This is a genomic window from Sphingomonas sp. HMP9 (assembly GCF_013374115.1).
Lineage (GTDB): Bacteria > Pseudomonadota > Alphaproteobacteria > Sphingomonadales > Sphingomonadaceae > Sphingomonas.
The window spans coordinates 2,853,725-2,868,320 of the sequence record NZ_AP022673.1; the positions used below are offsets into that span (position 1 = coordinate 2,853,725).

At 66.3% G+C, this 14,596-nt stretch carries 16 protein-coding genes; 6 read left to right on the forward strand and 10 right to left on the reverse strand.

The features are described from left to right. Window positions 1-46: 46 nt before the first annotated feature. Genes HMP09_RS12775 through HMP09_RS12800 form a run of 6 tightly spaced genes read right to left on the reverse strand, consistent with a single transcriptional unit; the run spans window position 47 to window position 5,761 of the window. Window positions 47-943 (reverse strand): ParB/RepB/Spo0J family partition protein, encoded by an 897-nt coding sequence (locus tag HMP09_RS12775; RefSeq protein WP_176500667.1) that lies wholly within the window; start codon window positions 941-943, stop codon window positions 47-49. Next, window positions 940-1,722: a ParA family protein gene (locus HMP09_RS12780; protein WP_176500668.1), complete on the reverse strand. Its 783-nt coding sequence runs from the start codon at window positions 1,720-1,722 to the stop codon at window positions 940-942. The genes HMP09_RS12775 and HMP09_RS12780 overlap by 4 nt, the downstream gene beginning before the upstream one ends. Beyond that, window positions 1,719-2,339, reverse strand: a complete 621-nt coding sequence (gene rsmG / locus HMP09_RS12785; protein ID WP_176500669.1) for a 16S rRNA (guanine(527)-N(7))-methyltransferase RsmG — start codon at window positions 2,337-2,339, stop codon at window positions 1,719-1,721. Before rsmG ends, HMP09_RS12780 begins: the two co-directional genes overlap by 4 nt. Window positions 2,340-2,352: 13 nt before the next feature. Then, window positions 2,353-4,188 carry a tRNA uridine-5-carboxymethylaminomethyl(34) synthesis enzyme MnmG gene (gene mnmG, locus HMP09_RS12790; protein ID WP_176500670.1) on the reverse strand — a complete coding sequence of 612 codons (1,836 nt, stop codon included), beginning with the start codon at window positions 4,186-4,188 and terminating at the stop codon, window positions 2,353-2,355. Window positions 4,189-4,242: 54 nt separating this feature from the next. Then, window positions 4,243-5,520 carry a tRNA uridine-5-carboxymethylaminomethyl(34) synthesis GTPase MnmE gene (gene mnmE / locus HMP09_RS12795; protein ID WP_176500671.1) on the reverse strand — a complete coding sequence of 426 codons (1,278 nt, stop codon included), beginning with the start codon at window positions 5,518-5,520 and terminating at the stop codon, window positions 4,243-4,245. Window positions 5,521-5,527: 7 nt separating this feature from the next. After that, on the reverse strand, window positions 5,528-5,761 hold the full coding sequence (locus tag HMP09_RS12800) for a DUF6489 family protein (RefSeq protein ID WP_056419235.1): 234 nt from the start codon (window positions 5,759-5,761) through the stop codon (window positions 5,528-5,530). A gap of 56 nt (window positions 5,762-5,817) precedes the next feature. Here HMP09_RS12800 and HMP09_RS12805 point away from each other — a divergent pair, with 56 nt between their 5' ends. Both HMP09_RS12805 and HMP09_RS12810 read left to right on the forward strand, forming a co-directional pair. Beyond that, complete coding sequence (locus tag HMP09_RS12805) at window positions 5,818-6,291, forward strand: methylated-DNA--[protein]-cysteine S-methyltransferase (RefSeq protein ID WP_176500672.1); 474 nt, start codon at window positions 5,818-5,820, stop codon at window positions 6,289-6,291. After that, the gene (locus HMP09_RS12810; protein ID WP_176500673.1) at window positions 6,288-6,989 is read left to right on the forward strand and encodes a dienelactone hydrolase family protein; all 702 of its coding nucleotides are present in this window, start codon (window positions 6,288-6,290) and stop codon (window positions 6,987-6,989) included. The genes HMP09_RS12805 and HMP09_RS12810 overlap by 4 nt, the downstream gene beginning before the upstream one ends. A 228-nt stretch (window positions 6,990-7,217) precedes the next feature. Here the strand turns inward: HMP09_RS12810 and HMP09_RS12815 are convergent, their stop codons facing one another. The 4 genes from HMP09_RS12815 to hemE all read right to left on the reverse strand — a co-directional run bounded on the left by HMP09_RS12815 (window position 7,218) and on the right by hemE (window position 11,111). After that, window positions 7,218-7,937: a TerC family protein gene (locus HMP09_RS12815; RefSeq protein ID WP_176501767.1), complete on the reverse strand. Its 720-nt coding sequence runs from the start codon at window positions 7,935-7,937 to the stop codon at window positions 7,218-7,220. A 232-nt stretch (window positions 7,938-8,169) separates the two neighbouring features. Beyond that, the gene (rho, locus tag HMP09_RS12820) at window positions 8,170-9,426 is read right to left on the reverse strand and encodes a transcription termination factor Rho (RefSeq protein WP_031395107.1); all 1,257 of its coding nucleotides are present in this window, start codon (window positions 9,424-9,426) and stop codon (window positions 8,170-8,172) included. A gap of 267 nt (window positions 9,427-9,693) precedes the next feature. Then, window positions 9,694-10,155 carry a CopD family protein gene (locus tag HMP09_RS12825; RefSeq protein ID WP_176500674.1) on the reverse strand — a complete coding sequence of 154 codons (462 nt, stop codon included), beginning with the start codon at window positions 10,153-10,155 and terminating at the stop codon, window positions 9,694-9,696. Beyond that, window positions 10,152-11,111 (reverse strand): uroporphyrinogen decarboxylase, encoded by a 960-nt coding sequence (gene hemE, locus HMP09_RS12830; protein ID WP_232090879.1) that lies wholly within the window; start codon window positions 11,109-11,111, stop codon window positions 10,152-10,154. Before hemE ends, HMP09_RS12825 begins: the two co-directional genes overlap by 4 nt. A gap of 418 nt (window positions 11,112-11,529) precedes the next feature. On the opposite strand from hemE, the gene HMP09_RS12835 reads away from it, so the two are divergent. From HMP09_RS12835 to coaE, 4 genes are all read left to right on the forward strand, one after another. Then, window positions 11,530-12,363 (forward strand): pyruvate, water dikinase regulatory protein, encoded by an 834-nt coding sequence (locus HMP09_RS12835; RefSeq protein WP_176500675.1) that lies wholly within the window; start codon window positions 11,530-11,532, stop codon window positions 12,361-12,363. After that, window positions 12,360-12,950 carry a Maf family protein gene (locus HMP09_RS12840; RefSeq protein ID WP_176500676.1) on the forward strand — a complete coding sequence of 197 codons (591 nt, stop codon included), beginning with the start codon at window positions 12,360-12,362 and terminating at the stop codon, window positions 12,948-12,950. Before HMP09_RS12835 ends, HMP09_RS12840 begins: the two co-directional genes overlap by 4 nt. 255 nt (window positions 12,951-13,205) lie before the next feature. Next, entirely contained in the window at window positions 13,206-14,018 is an 813-nt protein-coding gene (locus HMP09_RS12845; RefSeq protein ID WP_176500677.1) for a shikimate dehydrogenase family protein, read from the forward strand. Then, a complete protein-coding gene (gene coaE, locus HMP09_RS12850; RefSeq protein WP_176500678.1) occupies window positions 14,015-14,590 on the forward strand; it encodes a dephospho-CoA kinase in 576 nt (191 codons plus the stop codon). Before HMP09_RS12845 ends, coaE begins: the two co-directional genes overlap by 4 nt. Window positions 14,591-14,596 lie beyond the last annotated feature (6 nt).

Sequence of the window (14,596 nt, forward strand, 5' to 3'; positions counted from 1 at the left end):
GAAGGGTTGAATGGTTGGGCGGGGTGGTCCCCAACCCGCCTCTCCCCTAGATCGCCCCGCCCGTAAGCCGCTGGCAAACCATATCCAGCTGATCCAACGTCGAGTAGCTCAGCGTCAACGTTCCCCCAGTCTCGGTATGCGCGACCCGCACCTGGAGCCCCAGAAGATCCGCCAACTGCCGCTCCAGCGCCGCGATATCCGCATCCGGGATCCGCGGCTCCGACGACCCGCCGCTGCGGCTACGTCCAGGCTTCGCATCGCGCGCCAGTTTCTCGGTCTCGCGCACCGACAGCCCGCGTGCGACCACCTGATCCGCCAGTGTCTCGACGTCGGGCGATCCCAGCAACGCCCGCGCATGCCCCATCGACAGCGATCCATCGACCACCTGCGACTGGACCTGCGCCGGCAGCTCGAGCAACCGCAGCAGGTTCGCGACATGGCTGCGCGACTTGTGAACGATCTTGGCGAGCACCTCCTGCGTGTGGCCGTACTCGCCGGCCAGCCGCTGATAGGCCTGCGCCTCTTCGATCGCGTTCAGATCCTCGCGCTGGATGTTCTCGATCAGCGCGATCTCGAGCGTCTCGGCGTCGTCGAAGTCGCGGACGACGACCGGCACCTCGTGCAGCCGCGCACGCTGTGCCGCACGCCAGCGGCGCTCGCCCGCGACGATCTGGAAATCATGCCCATGTGGCCGAACGACGATCGGCTGGATCAGCCCGCGCGACGCGATCGACGCGGCGAGTTCATCGAGCATCGCCTCGTCGAAATGCCGGCGCGGTTGATCGGGATGCGGCGACAGCGAACTGACCGGCAGCATCCGCACACCCGACGACTGCGATGCGGACGCCCCATCGGCGGATACCGGTGTCTCGCGTGCCATCTCGCCGAGCAACGCGTTGAGGCCCCTGCCCAGCCCCGGGCGGCCGCGCTTGTTCTCGCTCATGCCGCGGCCTGCGCGGTAACAGGCAGTCGACCGATCAACTCACGCGCGAGCGCGATATAGGCCTGCGAGCCGGAGCAACGGTGGTCGTAGATCAATGCGGGCAGCCCATGACTCGGCGCCTCCGACAGCCGCACGTTGCGCGGGATCACCGTCTCGAAAACCACTTTCCCCAATACCGCACGGACGTCCGCCGAGACCTGATCGGTCAGTCGGTTGCGTCGATCGAACATCGTCAGCGCAACCCCCAGGATCGACAGCCCCGGATTGAACCGCTGGCGGATACGCTCGACCGTGCTCAACAACTGCGACAACCCCTCGAGCGCGAAGAACTCGCATTGCAGCGGCACGAGTAGAGAATCCGCCGCGACCATCGCGTTGATCGTCAGCAACCCGAGCGATGGCGGGCAATCGATCAGCGCAATATCCCACGGCCCCTGCGCCGCCTTCACCGCGCGATTGAGCCGGTGCGTGCGCGCATCGAAATCGACCAGCTCGATCTCGGCCCCCGACAGGTCGACCGTCGCCGGCACGATATCGAGCCGCGGTACGCGGGTATGCACCACCGCCTCCTCGATCGAGGTCTCACCGACGAGGACGTCGTAGCTCGAGCGTTCGCGCTGCGAATGACCGATGCCGAGCCCGGTCGATGCATTGCCCTGCGGATCGAGATCGACCAGGAGCACGCGCATGCCCGTCGCCGCCAGCGCGGTCGCGAGATTGATGGCGCTGGTGGTCTTGCCCACCCCGCCCTTTTGATTGGCGACCGCGATGGTGATCATCGCGCGCTTACCCCATCCAGAACCACGATCGACGACTCCGGGTTCGTGACGCTTTGTTCCACGTGGAACATAAACCGCCAATGTTGCTTGAGCGCGGCCAGCTCTTCCTCATCGAAACGCCCCCGAGGAAGCAGCCACCGCGTCTCCTTTGTGGCGCAGTGCGCCGCGCCACGCAAAAGGTTTTGCAGCGACGCGACCGCGCGCGCGGAAATGATCACGGCGTCGGCAGTCGCATTCTCGACCTTCGACGCGTGGACTCGGACCTGTCCGCCGAGTCCGAGCCGGGCGACGCAGAGCTGCAGGAAGTCGGCCCGGCGACGGCGGGGCTCAACGAGATCGACCGGACCATCGCGCACCAGCGCAACGACCATGCCGGGAAAGCCCCCGCCCGTGCCGATATCGAGCCAGCGTTTTGCGCCCGCGTCGGCGCCCGCGAGTGGGACGAGCTGGAGCGAGTCAACGACGTGGCGGTCCCAGATCGTCGGGATCGTCGACGGCGCGATCAGATTCTGGTGCGGCGCCTCCGCGACGACCATGTCGACGAACGCCGCCAGCCGCTCGGTGGCCTCGGGGCCGAAGCGGTCGGCAACCCAGGCCTGTGCCCCATCTTCTGTCATGCTGCGTCTTCGGTCATGCTGGCACTCGTTTCGTATGCAATAGGACCGCCGACAGCGCGGCGGGCGTGATCCCGCCGACGCGGGCGGCGGCGGCCAGCGAGGTCGGGCGGGCGGCGCTCAGGCGATCGATCATCTCGTTCGACAGGCCGGGTATGCGATCATAGGCCAAGTCCTCGGGGAGACGGATCGCCTCGTCGGCACGCAGCCGCGCGACCTCCTGCGCCTGACGTTCGATATACGGCGCGTAGCGGGCGTCCTCTAAGACTTCGTCAACAACCGTGGTCGGAATAGCATTGGCGGCATCCGGTGCAACATGCGCAAGCGTCACGCCGTCGAACCGCAGCCAGTCGAACGCGGTCCGCCGTGCGCCGTCACGACCGATCCCCGCCCCCTTGTCGGCGACATGGGTCGCGGTGCGTTCGCAGTCGAGCGATGATCGGAAACGGGCGCGATGCTCGGCCAGCGCGTGTTGGTGCGCGAGACGCTCGGGTCCAAGGCACCCTGCCGCTTCGGCAATGCCGCCAAGCCGCGTCTCGGCGTTGTCCGCACGCAGCGACAGGCGGAACTCGGCGCGCGCGGTGAGCATCCGATAGGGCTCGGTCACGCCCTGCAGCGTCAAGTCGTCGATCATGACGCCCAGATAGCTCGACGCGCGATCGAGGATCACCGGCGCCAACTCGCACGCATAGGCCGCGGCGTTGAGCCCGGCGACGAGCCCCTGCCCTGCCGCTTCCTCATACCCTGTCGTGCCGTTGATCTGCCCCGCGCAAAACACGCCCTCGATCGCGCGCAGCGCCAACCGCGTGTCGAGCGCGCGCGGATCGATATGGTCATACTCGACAGCATAACCCGGCATCGTCATCGTCACGCGTTCGAGACCGGGGATGCTCGCCAGCATCGCCGCCTGGACCTCGATCGGGAGCGAGGTCGACAGGCCATTGGGATAGACCGTCGAATCGTCGAGCCCCTCGGGCTCGAGAAACACCTGATGCCCGTCGCGATCGCCGAATCGGTGGACCTTGTCCTCTATCGACGGGCAATAGCGCGGCCCCGCGGCCTCGATCGCGCCGGTGAACAGCGGCGACCGGTGGAATGCCTCGCGGATGATCGCGTGCGTCCGGTCGGTCGTGCGTGTGATCGCGCAGGCGATCTGCGGCAGCGGACGCGCGCGCGTCATCGGCGACATCGTCCAGGGATCGAGGTCGGAGGGCTGCTCGGCGAGCGCCCCCCAGTCGATCGTACGACCGTCGAGCCGAGGTGGCGTGCCCGTCTTCAACCGCGCCATCGGCAGGTCGCGTGCGCGGAGTTGGTCGGCCAGCGGCTTGGCAGCGCGCTCGCCGATCCGTCCGCCTTCCTCGCGATCGTCGCCACGGAAGATGCGGCCGCCGAGGAACGTGCCCGTCGCCAGCACGACCGCGCGCGCCTTTACGATCGCGCCGTCCGCCAGCACGACACCCGCCATGCGATCGCCCTCGAAATGGAGCGCGATGGCCTCTCCTTCGACGATCGACAGCCCCGCGGTCGCCGCCAGTATCGTCTGGATCGCGTGCGAATATAACCGGCGGTCGGCCTGGATGCGCGGCCCCTGCACCGCCGATCCCTTGCTGCGATTGAGCATCCGGTAATGAATCGCAGCGGCATCCGCGGCTCGCCCGATCAGCCCGTCGAACGCGTCGACTTCGCGGACCATATGCCCTTTGCCGAGCCCGCCGATCGCAGGATTACAGGACATGGCGCCAATATGCCGCGCGTCGAACGACACGAGCGCGGTGCGCGCGCCCCTGCGCGCCGCCGCGGCTGCGGCTTCGGTTCCGGCATGGCCACCGCCAACCACCACTACATCGAACATGTCACCGCCCTAGAACGGCGCAGGGAGCGCGTCAAAGATGTTCCACGTGGAACATCACTTGCCGATGCAGAAACGTCCGAACAGCGCGTCGAGCATCTCCCCCGTCGCGTCGAGGCCGAGAACGCCAGCGAGGATAGCGCGCGCCTGCCGGAGATGCTCGGCGAGGATGAGCGCATCCGAACCGGCATAGTGCAGCGCTTCGACCGCTAGCGCGCATTGCCGCCGCTGGTGCGCCTTGAGCGCGATCGCGTCGCTGCGCGGGAGCATCGCCGCGGCGCGGGCATGCAAGGCAGCCCATAGCCGGTCGAGCGATCCGCGGTCGGTCTGCGCGATGGCAAGCGCGCGGCCTTGCGGGATCGCGCCCCGCCCCGGCAGATCGGCGCGCGCGTGGATCCAGATCGCGTCGGCGCGCGGCGGTGGCGTGTCGGCCAACCAGAGGACTATGTCGGCAGCCGCCAGCGCATCCTCGGCACGTGTCACGCCGATCGCCTCGATCGGGTCCTGCGTATCGATCAGCCCCGCGGTATCGGTGAGCACATAGGCGACGCCGTCACGCGTCACGGGCAATTCGATCCGGTCGCGCGTCGTCCCCGATATTGGCGAGACGATCGCCGCATCGCGCTCGCCGAGCAGATTGAGCAACGTCGACTTGCCGCTATTGGGGGGGCCGCCGATCACGACGCGCAAGCCATCCTTCAGCCGCTCGACCGGTGGCGCGGCGATCACCGTTTCGATCTCGCCGGCTAGCGCACTCACCCCGGCAACGATCGCCTCGAACGCAGCGCTGTCGCTGGCGACGTCGTCCTCGTCGGCAAAATCGAGCATCGCCTCGATGCGGGCGGACAGCATCGCGACCGAGTCCATCCAGCCGCGCACCGCCTGGCTCACCCGTCCTTCCGCCGCGGTCATCGCCGCGACGCGTTGCCCCTCGGTTTCGGCTTCGAGCAGGTCGGCAAGACCCTCGGCCTCGGTGAGGTCGATGCGGCCGTTGGTCAGCGCACGCCGGGTGAACTCGCCGGGTTCGGCGGGACGAAGCCCGGCGACCGCGGACAAGGCCTGCTCGACCGCGGCGATCACGGCACGACCGCCATGGCAGTGGAGCTCGACGAGATCCTCGCCGGTCGCGGTGTTGGGACCCGGGAAGACGATGACCAACGCACGGTCGAGCAAAGCCCCGCCCGCATCGCGTAAGCCCCGCAGGCTCGCATGACGCGGCGCGGGCAGTGGCCCCGCCAGCGCCTGCGCTGCGGCGAACGCGTTTGGCCCGCTGATCCGGACGACGGCGATCGCCGCGGGCGGGCGCCCGCTCGATACCGCGAAGATCGTTTTCACGTAGAACTCAGCTGCTTTTCGTCGCGGTGTCGAACATGCGTTTCCACATCGCCATCCCCGCCTCGCCCATCGGCTGCCACCCGCGCATCATCGATTCGAGCATCTCGGGCTTCATCTGGCCGTCGGGGATCGCGTCCATCATCATCGCGACATAGCGGTCATGGATCGGAGTCAGATCGGGCAGCCCAACCGCACGGCGCGCCTCTTCCGGAGTACATTCGATCTCGATATTCATCTTCATGTGCGACACCCCCGATGACGCTTGAGCGGCCGATCGGGGCGCTGCATAGCAAGGCCATGTATGCGCGCGATGCCGCCTCGATCGCAACGCCAATCGGGCTGGTCCGCGTGACCGGCACCGCGGACCGGATCGACTCGATCGCGATACTGGCGGGCGGCGATGCCGTCCCGAGTGATGCGCCTGCGATCCGCGAGGCACTGCGCCAGATCGAGGCGTATTTCGCGAAGCGACTGACGGTCTTCGATCTGCCGCTCGCCCCCTCGCCTACCGACCGCGGCGCGGTCCTCCGCCAGGGGATCGTCGACATCGGCTACGGCCAGACCGCGAGCTACGGCGCGCTGGCCAAGGCGATCCGGTCGAGCGCGCGGGCGATCGGCCAGGCGTGCGCGCGCAATCCGTTTCCGATCGTCGTCCCCTGCCACCGAATCCTAGGAGCCGGGGGCAGGCTTGGTGCGTATTCCGCAGGCAACGGCCCGATCACCAAATCCAGGCTGCTCGACCACGAACGGCCGCAAGGAGGATTGCTATGACGAACACCACCACCATCTCGACGCTCGCCGGCGATGGCGAATTCACCGCGTATCGCGCGACGCCGGCCGGCACGCCCAAGGCCGCGATCGTCGTGATCCAGGAGATCTTCGGCGTGAACGCCGGTATCCGCCGCAAGTGCGACACGCTTGCCGAAGCCGGCTATCTGGCGATCGCGCCAGACCTGTTCTGGCGGCTTGAGCCCGGCATCGAGCTCGATCCCGACATTAAGCCCGAGTTCGACCGCGCTCTCGAACTGATGGGCCAGTTCGACCAGGACAAGGGTATCGCTGATATCGACGCGAGCATTCGCGCCGTCCGCAACGAGCTCGGTGACGGTGGCAAGGTCGGCGTGGTCGGTTACTGCCTAGGCGGTCGCCTCGCATTCATGACCGCGGCGCGCACCGACGTCGATGCGAGCGTTGGCTATTACGGTGTCGGGATCGACGGGCTGCTCGGGGAGAAGCATGCGATCGCGCACCCGGTGTTGCTCCACGTTCCCGAAGAGGATCATTTCGTCGACAAGGATTCACAGGCGGCGATGCACGCCGGGCTCGACGATCACCCCAAGGTCACGATCTACGATTATGCGGGCGAGGATCACGGCTTCGCGACCGAGTTCGGCGAGCGCCGGTCGGACGCAGCGGCAAAGCTGGCCGACGAGCGGACGGCCAAGTTCTTCGCCGAGCATCTGGACTAAGCGGGCCCCGACTACCGTCGTCATTCCCGCGGAGGCGGGAATCCATACTGGCTGGCGTCGCTGCAAGATGGCCGCCCATTGAGGATATGGATCCCCGCCTGCGCGGGGATGACGATAGGGTGTGTGTTGGGGCGAGAAACGCGCGGCATGACGAGCAGCGACGGATATGAAAAAGGCCTCGTCGGGAAATCCCGGCGAGGCCTTTTTGCTATCCTTGGTGCGACACCATCACTTGAACAGCGTGATGATCCCCAGCGTGTCGCTGGTCCCGGTCCAGCCTTCGTAGATCATCTTGAACGCGACCAGGACGATGACGGCCAGGCCGATATAGGCGATCCAGCGATGGCGGTTGATGATGCGCGCGATGAAGTTCGCGGCCAGGCCCATCATCGCGACCGACAGCAACAGCCCGATGACGAGGATGCCGGGATGCTCGCGCGCCGCGCCAGCGACGGCCAGCACATTGTCGAGGCTCATCGAGACGTCGGCGACCGCAACCGCCCAGGCCGCGGCGACAAAGCTCTTGCGGGACTTGATCCCCGAGCGCTCGTCGCCCTCGATCTCTTCGGATCCGGGATTGTCCGCGCCCTCGCGGATTTCACGCCAGAACTTCCAGCTGACCCACAGCAGCAGCAGGCCGCCCGCGAAGATCAGACCGACGATCCCCATCAGCCACGTCACGATCAGCGCGAAGAAGATGCGCAGGACGAGCGCCGCGCCGATGCCGATCAGGATGACCTTCTTGCGCTGGTCGGCGGGAAGCCCCGCGGCGAGTGCGCCGACGACGATCGCATTGTCCCCTGCGAGGACGAGATCGATCATCAGGACCGATCCGAACGCGGCCAATGCCTTGGGATCGCCAAGGTTGGAGAAGTCGGCGACGATGTGCTGCCAGATTTCCAGCGGCGAGCCAGGTCCGGCGACTCCCGATGCGGCGGCGGCCAGCATGGCGATGATACTCAAGATGTCAGCTCCCGGTGACGGGCCACCGCCGGTGCGCGGGGGTGGCGGATTTCATGGTGTTTCATAGCAAAGCGGCACGCGAAAGCCATTGCTCTCGCGTGCCGCCTGGTCGGTCTTTTGGGCGGACAAGGGCTAAGCCCATGTCGTCGGTCGGGGCGCTGCCCCGCCGGCCGGATCGATGCGAGTCCTGCGTCAGCTTGGCGCAGGCCGCACTCGGTTATTGATTCATGCTGTCGAAGAAATTCTCGTTGGTCTTCGAATCCTTCATCTTGTCGAGCAGGAACTCCATCGCGTCGATCGTGCCCATCTGCATCAGGATGCGACGCAGGACCCACATCTTGGAAAGCTTGGCCTTGTCGACCAGCAACTCTTCCTTGCGCGTACCCGACTTGCCGACGTCGAGCGCCGGGAAGATGCGCTTGTCGGCGACCTTGCGATCGAGCACGATTTCCGAGTTACCGGTGCCCTTGAACTCCTCGAAGATCACCTCGTCCATGCGGCTGCCCGTATCGATCAGCGCGGTCGCGATGATCGAGAGCGAACCGCCCTCCTCGATGTTGCGCGCGGCACCGAAGAAGCGCTTCGGACGCTGCAGCGCGTTCGCATCGACACCGCCGGTCAGGACCTTGCCCGACGACGGCACGACGGTGTTGTAGGCGCGACCGAGACGCGTGATCGAGTCGAGCAGGATCACGACGTCCTTCTTGTGCTCGACCAGACGCTTGGCCTTTTCGATCACCATTTCGGCGACCTGGACGTGGCGCTGCGCGGGTTCGTCGAACGTCGAGCTGACGACCTCGCCCTTCACGCTGCGCTGCATGTCGGTGACTTCCTCGGGGCGCTCGTCGATCAGCAGGACGATCAGGAACACCTCGGGGTGATTGTCGGTGATCGCCTTGGCCATGTTCTGCAACATGACGGTCTTGCCGACGCGCGGCGGCGCGACGATCAGCGTGCGCTGGCCCTTGCCCTGCGGCGACACGATGTCGATCACGCGGGCCGACTTGTCCTTGACGGTCGGGTCGGCCGGATCGAGCGTCAGTTTGCTCTCGGGGTAGAGCGGCGTGAGATTGTCGAAATTGACGCGGTGGCGGACGACGTCGGGATCGTCGAAATTGACGGCCGTGAGCTTCACAAGCGAGAAATAACGCTCGCCATCCTTCGGCCCGCGGATCTCGCCCTCGACCGTATCACCGGTCCGCAGGCCGAACTTCCGGACCTGGTTCGGCGAGATATAGATGTCGTCGGGCCCGGCGAGATAGTTCGACTCCGGCGAGCGCAGGAAGCCGAAGCCGTCGGGCAGCACTTCGATCGTGCCGAGCCCCATGATCTGGTCGCCATTGTCCGCCTGCACCTTCAGGATCGCGAACAGCAGGTCCTGCTTGCGCAGCGTCGAGGCGCTCTCGACCCCCAGTTCCTCGGCAAGCTGGACCAGCTCGGCAGGCTTCTTTTTCTTCAGGTCTTTGAGATGCATGGGGATTTCCGGATAGCGATCAACGGGAACAGGTTCGGTCTGCGCGTGCGCTGGAAAGCGGAACTGGGCGAGCCGAACAGGCAGGACCACACGACCGGGCAGGACGCCAGGAGGCCGTGCTGGGAATTGGGGTAGAATTGAGGGGGCGGTTAGTCAAGCGGGGACGGGAGAACCGCGCTTACCGTTCTCCTGCGCACGCAGGAGCCCAGGATCACGAACGCTAACGCCTGTAACCCTGGGCTCCTGCGTTCGCAGGAGCACTCGGGTTCAGAACGGCTTCACGATCACCAGCACGACGATCAGCGTCACCGCAAGCGCGGGCACCTCGTTAAGCATCCGCAAGTGCTTGCCAGTCAGCGTCGGCTTCCCCGCCGCCAGCTTCTTCGAATAGCCGACCATCCAGCCGTGATACCCCGTCAGCAGAAACACCAGCAGCAGCTTGAGGTGCAGCCACCCCAGCCCCGGCGCACCGTCCGCCAGCCCGAGGTTCAGCGACAGCGCGATCCCCAGCACCCAGACGACGATCATCGCCGGCGTCAGGATGATGCTGCGGATCTTGCCCTCGCGCTCGACCCAGTTCGCCGCCTCGCCCGTATTACCGGCCGCCAGCGCCTCCTGGTGATAGACGAGATAGCGCGGCATCATGAACAGCCCCGCCATCCAGAAGATCACGAAGATCAGGTGCGCAGCCTTCACCCAGTCATAGGCTGCCCCGAGAAAACCGCTCATGTCGTGCTCCTAACGCGGGCGATCAGCTGCTCGACATGCGCGATGGGCGTGTCGGGCAGGATGCCGTGGCCGAGGTTGAAGATATGCGGCCGCGTAGGGAACGCCGCCAGGATCCGGTCGATCGCCGCGTCGAGATCCGCGCCGCCCGCGATCAACGCGAGCGGATCGAGATTGCCCTGCACCGGCATATCTTCGGGCAAAGATGCGTTGGCCCAGACCGGATCGACCGTCTCGTCCAGCCCGATCGTATCGACCCCCGTCTCACGCGCATAGGCGGGCAGCTTGCCCCCTGCCCCCTTCGGAAAGCCGATCACCGGCACCCCCGGACACCGCGCATGCAACTGATCGACGATCCGCGCGGTCGGCGCGATCACCCAGCGTTCGAACTGCGCGGGCGAGAGCGACCCCGACCAGCTGTCGAACAGCTGCACCGCGTCGACGCCAGCCTCGATCTGCCGCGCGAGATAGTCGACGGTGTTGTCTGCGATCGCATCGATGATCGCGCCGAACGCCGCCGGGTCGGCATAGGCGAAGCGGCGCGTCTCGGACTGATCCTTACTACCCTTGCCCGCTACCATATAGGTCGCGACCGTCCAGGGAGAGCCTGCAAAGCCCAGGAACGTCGTCTCGGGCGGCAATCCCCCGGCAACCTTGGCGACGGTGCCGTAGACCGGCTCCAGGCGATCGGGGACGGCCTGCAACCGATCGAGCGCATGATCGACCAGCGCGGGTTCGAGCCGCGGCCCCTCGCCGACCCCGAAGCTGAGGTCCTGGCCAAGCGCCCATGGGATCATCAGGATGTCGGAGAACAGGATCGAGCCGTCGAACCCGAACCGGCGGATCGGCTGGAGCGTCACCTCGGCGGCGGCGTCGGGATCGGTCGCCAGCGCGAGGAATCCCCCCTTCTCGGCACGCAGCGCGCGATATTCGGGGAGATAGCGCCCCGCCTGCCGCATGAGCCACAGCGGCGGCACGGCCTGACGCTCCCCGCGAAGAGTCGCCAGGAGGGACTTGAAGGCGAGCGAATTGGAGGTCGGATCGGTCAGCGGAGCACCCTTCTTCTACTATAAGAAGATTCAAGAAATAGGTTGTTGCAGTGGTTGGGCGGTTGAACCCGGGACTTATGCGGTGATCCCGGAATTGCCAACAGCTTGACCCTCGCGCACCGGGACAAACGCGCTGATTCGATTCAAGGCTCCCCGTTACCCACAGCCTGTGGATAAAATCGGAGGCTGTGCGCGAGCGTGTGGATAGAATCGCTGTTATCCACGGCGAACCCGTCGCTTGGCGAGGCGGACGAGTTACGCTAGCCGTTCTCCCCATGTTATCCACAGATTCACGCCCATGGACCCGCTCGCTGGGGATAAAACGCCGATGATGCGGCTTCACCTCCATTTGTTGTCGGATTCGACCGGCGAGACGCTCGAGAACATCGCCAAGGCGGCGTTGGCGCAATATGACGACGTCGAGACCGTCCGCCATTTTTGGCCGATGGTGCGCACCGAGGCGCATCTCGAGCGCATCCTGCAGGAGATCGCGCAGAACCCGGGGCTTGTGGTGTTCACGCTGGTGAACCCGGCGACGCGGCGGATTCTCGAGCAGCGGTGTCTGGCCTTGGGGTTGCCCGCGGTGGCCCCGCTCGACCCGGTCAACGACGCGCTTTCCGGCTTGCTCGGGCAGCAGGCGAAGGCGCGGCCGGGGCGTCAGCATGTGCTCGACGCGGCCTATTTCGCGCGCGTCGATGCGATCCAGTGGACAATCGCGCATGACGACGGGATCGCGTGGGAGGAATGGGAGGAGGCCGATATCGTCCTTGCGGGCGTGTCGCGCTCGTCGAAGACGCCGACCTCGATCTATCTCGCTAACCGTGGCTACAAGACGGCCAACATCCCGATCGTGGTCGAGAGCCCGCCGCCCAAGATCCTCTACGGACTCAAGACACCGCTGATCGTCGGGCTGACGACCAGCGCCGACCGGCTGATTCAGGTCCGGCGCAATCGCCTGCTGTCGCTGAACCAGCAGCCGGATACGTCGTATGTCGAAGAGGAGGCGGTGATGCGCGAGCTCGCCTTTGCGCGGCGGATGTTCGCGGACAATGGCTGGCCGGTGATCGACGTCACGCGCCGTTCGATCGAGGAGACCGCGGCCGCGATCATCGCGCTGTGTAACCAGCGGAGAAGCGACGACACCGCGAAGGTCGAGGCATGAGCCTGATCCTCGCCTCGCAAAGCGCCTCCCGTCGGGCGATGCTGACCGCCGCGGGCGTGCCGTTCGAGGCGACCTTTGCAGGCGTCGACGAGGATGCGGCGAAGGCGGCGCTCCGCGACCTGTCGCCGCGCGATCTTGCGGACGCGCTGGCCGAACTGAAAGCGTTGAAAGTGTCGGCACGGATGCCGGGCTATCTCGTGCTGGGCAGCGACTCGCTGGTCGCGCTGGAGGACGGCACGATCCTCGACAAGCCGACCGACCGGGCCGACGCGGCGGCGCATCTGCGGCTGATGTCGGGCAAGCGCCACGATCTCTGGAGCGCGGCGGTCATCGCGGAGAACGGTCAGGCGATCTGGCGTCACGTCGAGCGCGCGAAAATGCATGTGCGGCCGCTGTCGGAGGCCTTCATCGAGAAATATCTGGAGGCGGAATGGCCGGCGATTGCGGGCTGCGTCGGGTGTTATCGGATCGAGGGGCCGGGTGCGCAGCTGTTCGCCAAGATCGAAGGCAGCCAGTTCACGGTTCTCGGCATGCCACTGCTCAACGTCCTCGATTTCCTGCGCGTGCGTAGCGAATTGCCGGCGTAACAGGAAATTCCCGATCCTCCCCCGCCAGGGGGAGGTGTCTGGCGCTTGCCAGACGGAGGGGGCGGTAAGGGAAACGCCTGTTCCGTGCCCTCCCCTTCCGACGCCTCCACCGCCACCTCCCCCTGGCGGGGGAGGATCGTGAGTGATGTATGCCGGTGCATGGCAATTCCATCGCGGTAGACTAAACCTTCTCGACCCGCGAAGGCGGGTGCCCAGACTGGATCCCCGCCGTCGCGGGGACATACGGAGCCTTGCATGACCCGACCCTATGCCGAAGTGATCGGCGATCCGATCGCGCAGTCGAAATCGCCGCTGATCCACGGCTTCTGGCTCGACGCGCTCGGGATCGACGCGGAATACCGCCACAAGCACGTTACCGCCGACGCGCTTTCCGCCTATTTCGCGGAGCGCAAAGCCGACCCCGCCTGGCGCGGGTGCAACATCACGATGCCGCACAAGCTCGCCGCGCTCGATCACGTCTCCGACCCCGGCGACGTCCGCGGGACGATCGGCGCGATCAACACGGTGTTCCGCAACGAGGGCGGCGACTGCATCGGCACCAACACCGATGCCGCCGGATTCTGGGCGCCGATCGACGACCTCGACATCGCAGGCCAGCCGGTCACCGTTATCGGTGCCGGCGGTGCAGCGCGCGCGATCCTTTTCGCGCTTTCGCGGATGGGCGTCGGCCCCATGACGATCCTCAATCGCAATCCGCTCAAGGGGGCCGCGTTGCTGTCGACCTTCGGACTAAAGGGTCAGGCGCTGCCGATCGGCCCCGCCGCCCCGCCCTCGCGGCTTCTCGTCAATGCGAGCGTGCTCGGCATGGCGGGCCAGCCCGCGCTTGAGATCGACCTTGGCGCGCTCGAGCCCGACTCCCTCGTGTACGACATCGTGTATTCGCCGCTCGAAACCGGCCTGCTGAAGGCGGCGCGCGCGCGCGACCTCGAAACGGTCGATGGGCTGGAAATGCTGATCGGTCAGGCGGCGGTCGCATTCGAGATATTGTTCCACGTGGAACCACCGCGTGATCGCGATGATGATCTCCGCGCGTTGCTGATCGCATGATCATCGGGCTGACCGGCTCGATCGGCATGGGCAAGTCTGCGGTCGCGGCGATGTTCGCTGACGAAGGCGTGCCCGTGTTCGATGCCGATGCGACCGTACACCGGTTGCAAGCCGCTGGTGGCCGGCTGGTCCCCGCGATCGAAGCCGCCTTCCCAGGCTCGACCGCCAACGGCGCCGTCGATCGCGTCAGGCTCGGCGCAGCCGTGTTCAGTGACGACGCCGCTATCAAGCAGCTCGAAGCGATCGTCCACCCGGCGGTCGGGGAAGAGCGCGCCGCGTTCCTGGCAAAACATGCCGGCCGGCGAGTCGTGTTCGACATCCCTCTCCTTTTCGAAACCGGCGGCGATCGGAAGGTCGACCGGGTCGTCGTGGTTTCCGCCTCGCCCGACGTCCAGCGCGCGCGCGTCCTCGCCCGCCCCGGCATGACCGCCGAGAAGTTCGCGACCATCCTCGCCCGCCAGACCCCCGACGCGGAGAAGCGCGCGCGTGCGCATCATGTCATCCACACCGACACGAGCTTCGACGATACCCGCGCGCAAGTCCGGGCGGTGCTTGCATCCTTGGAAATCTGAGCCGAT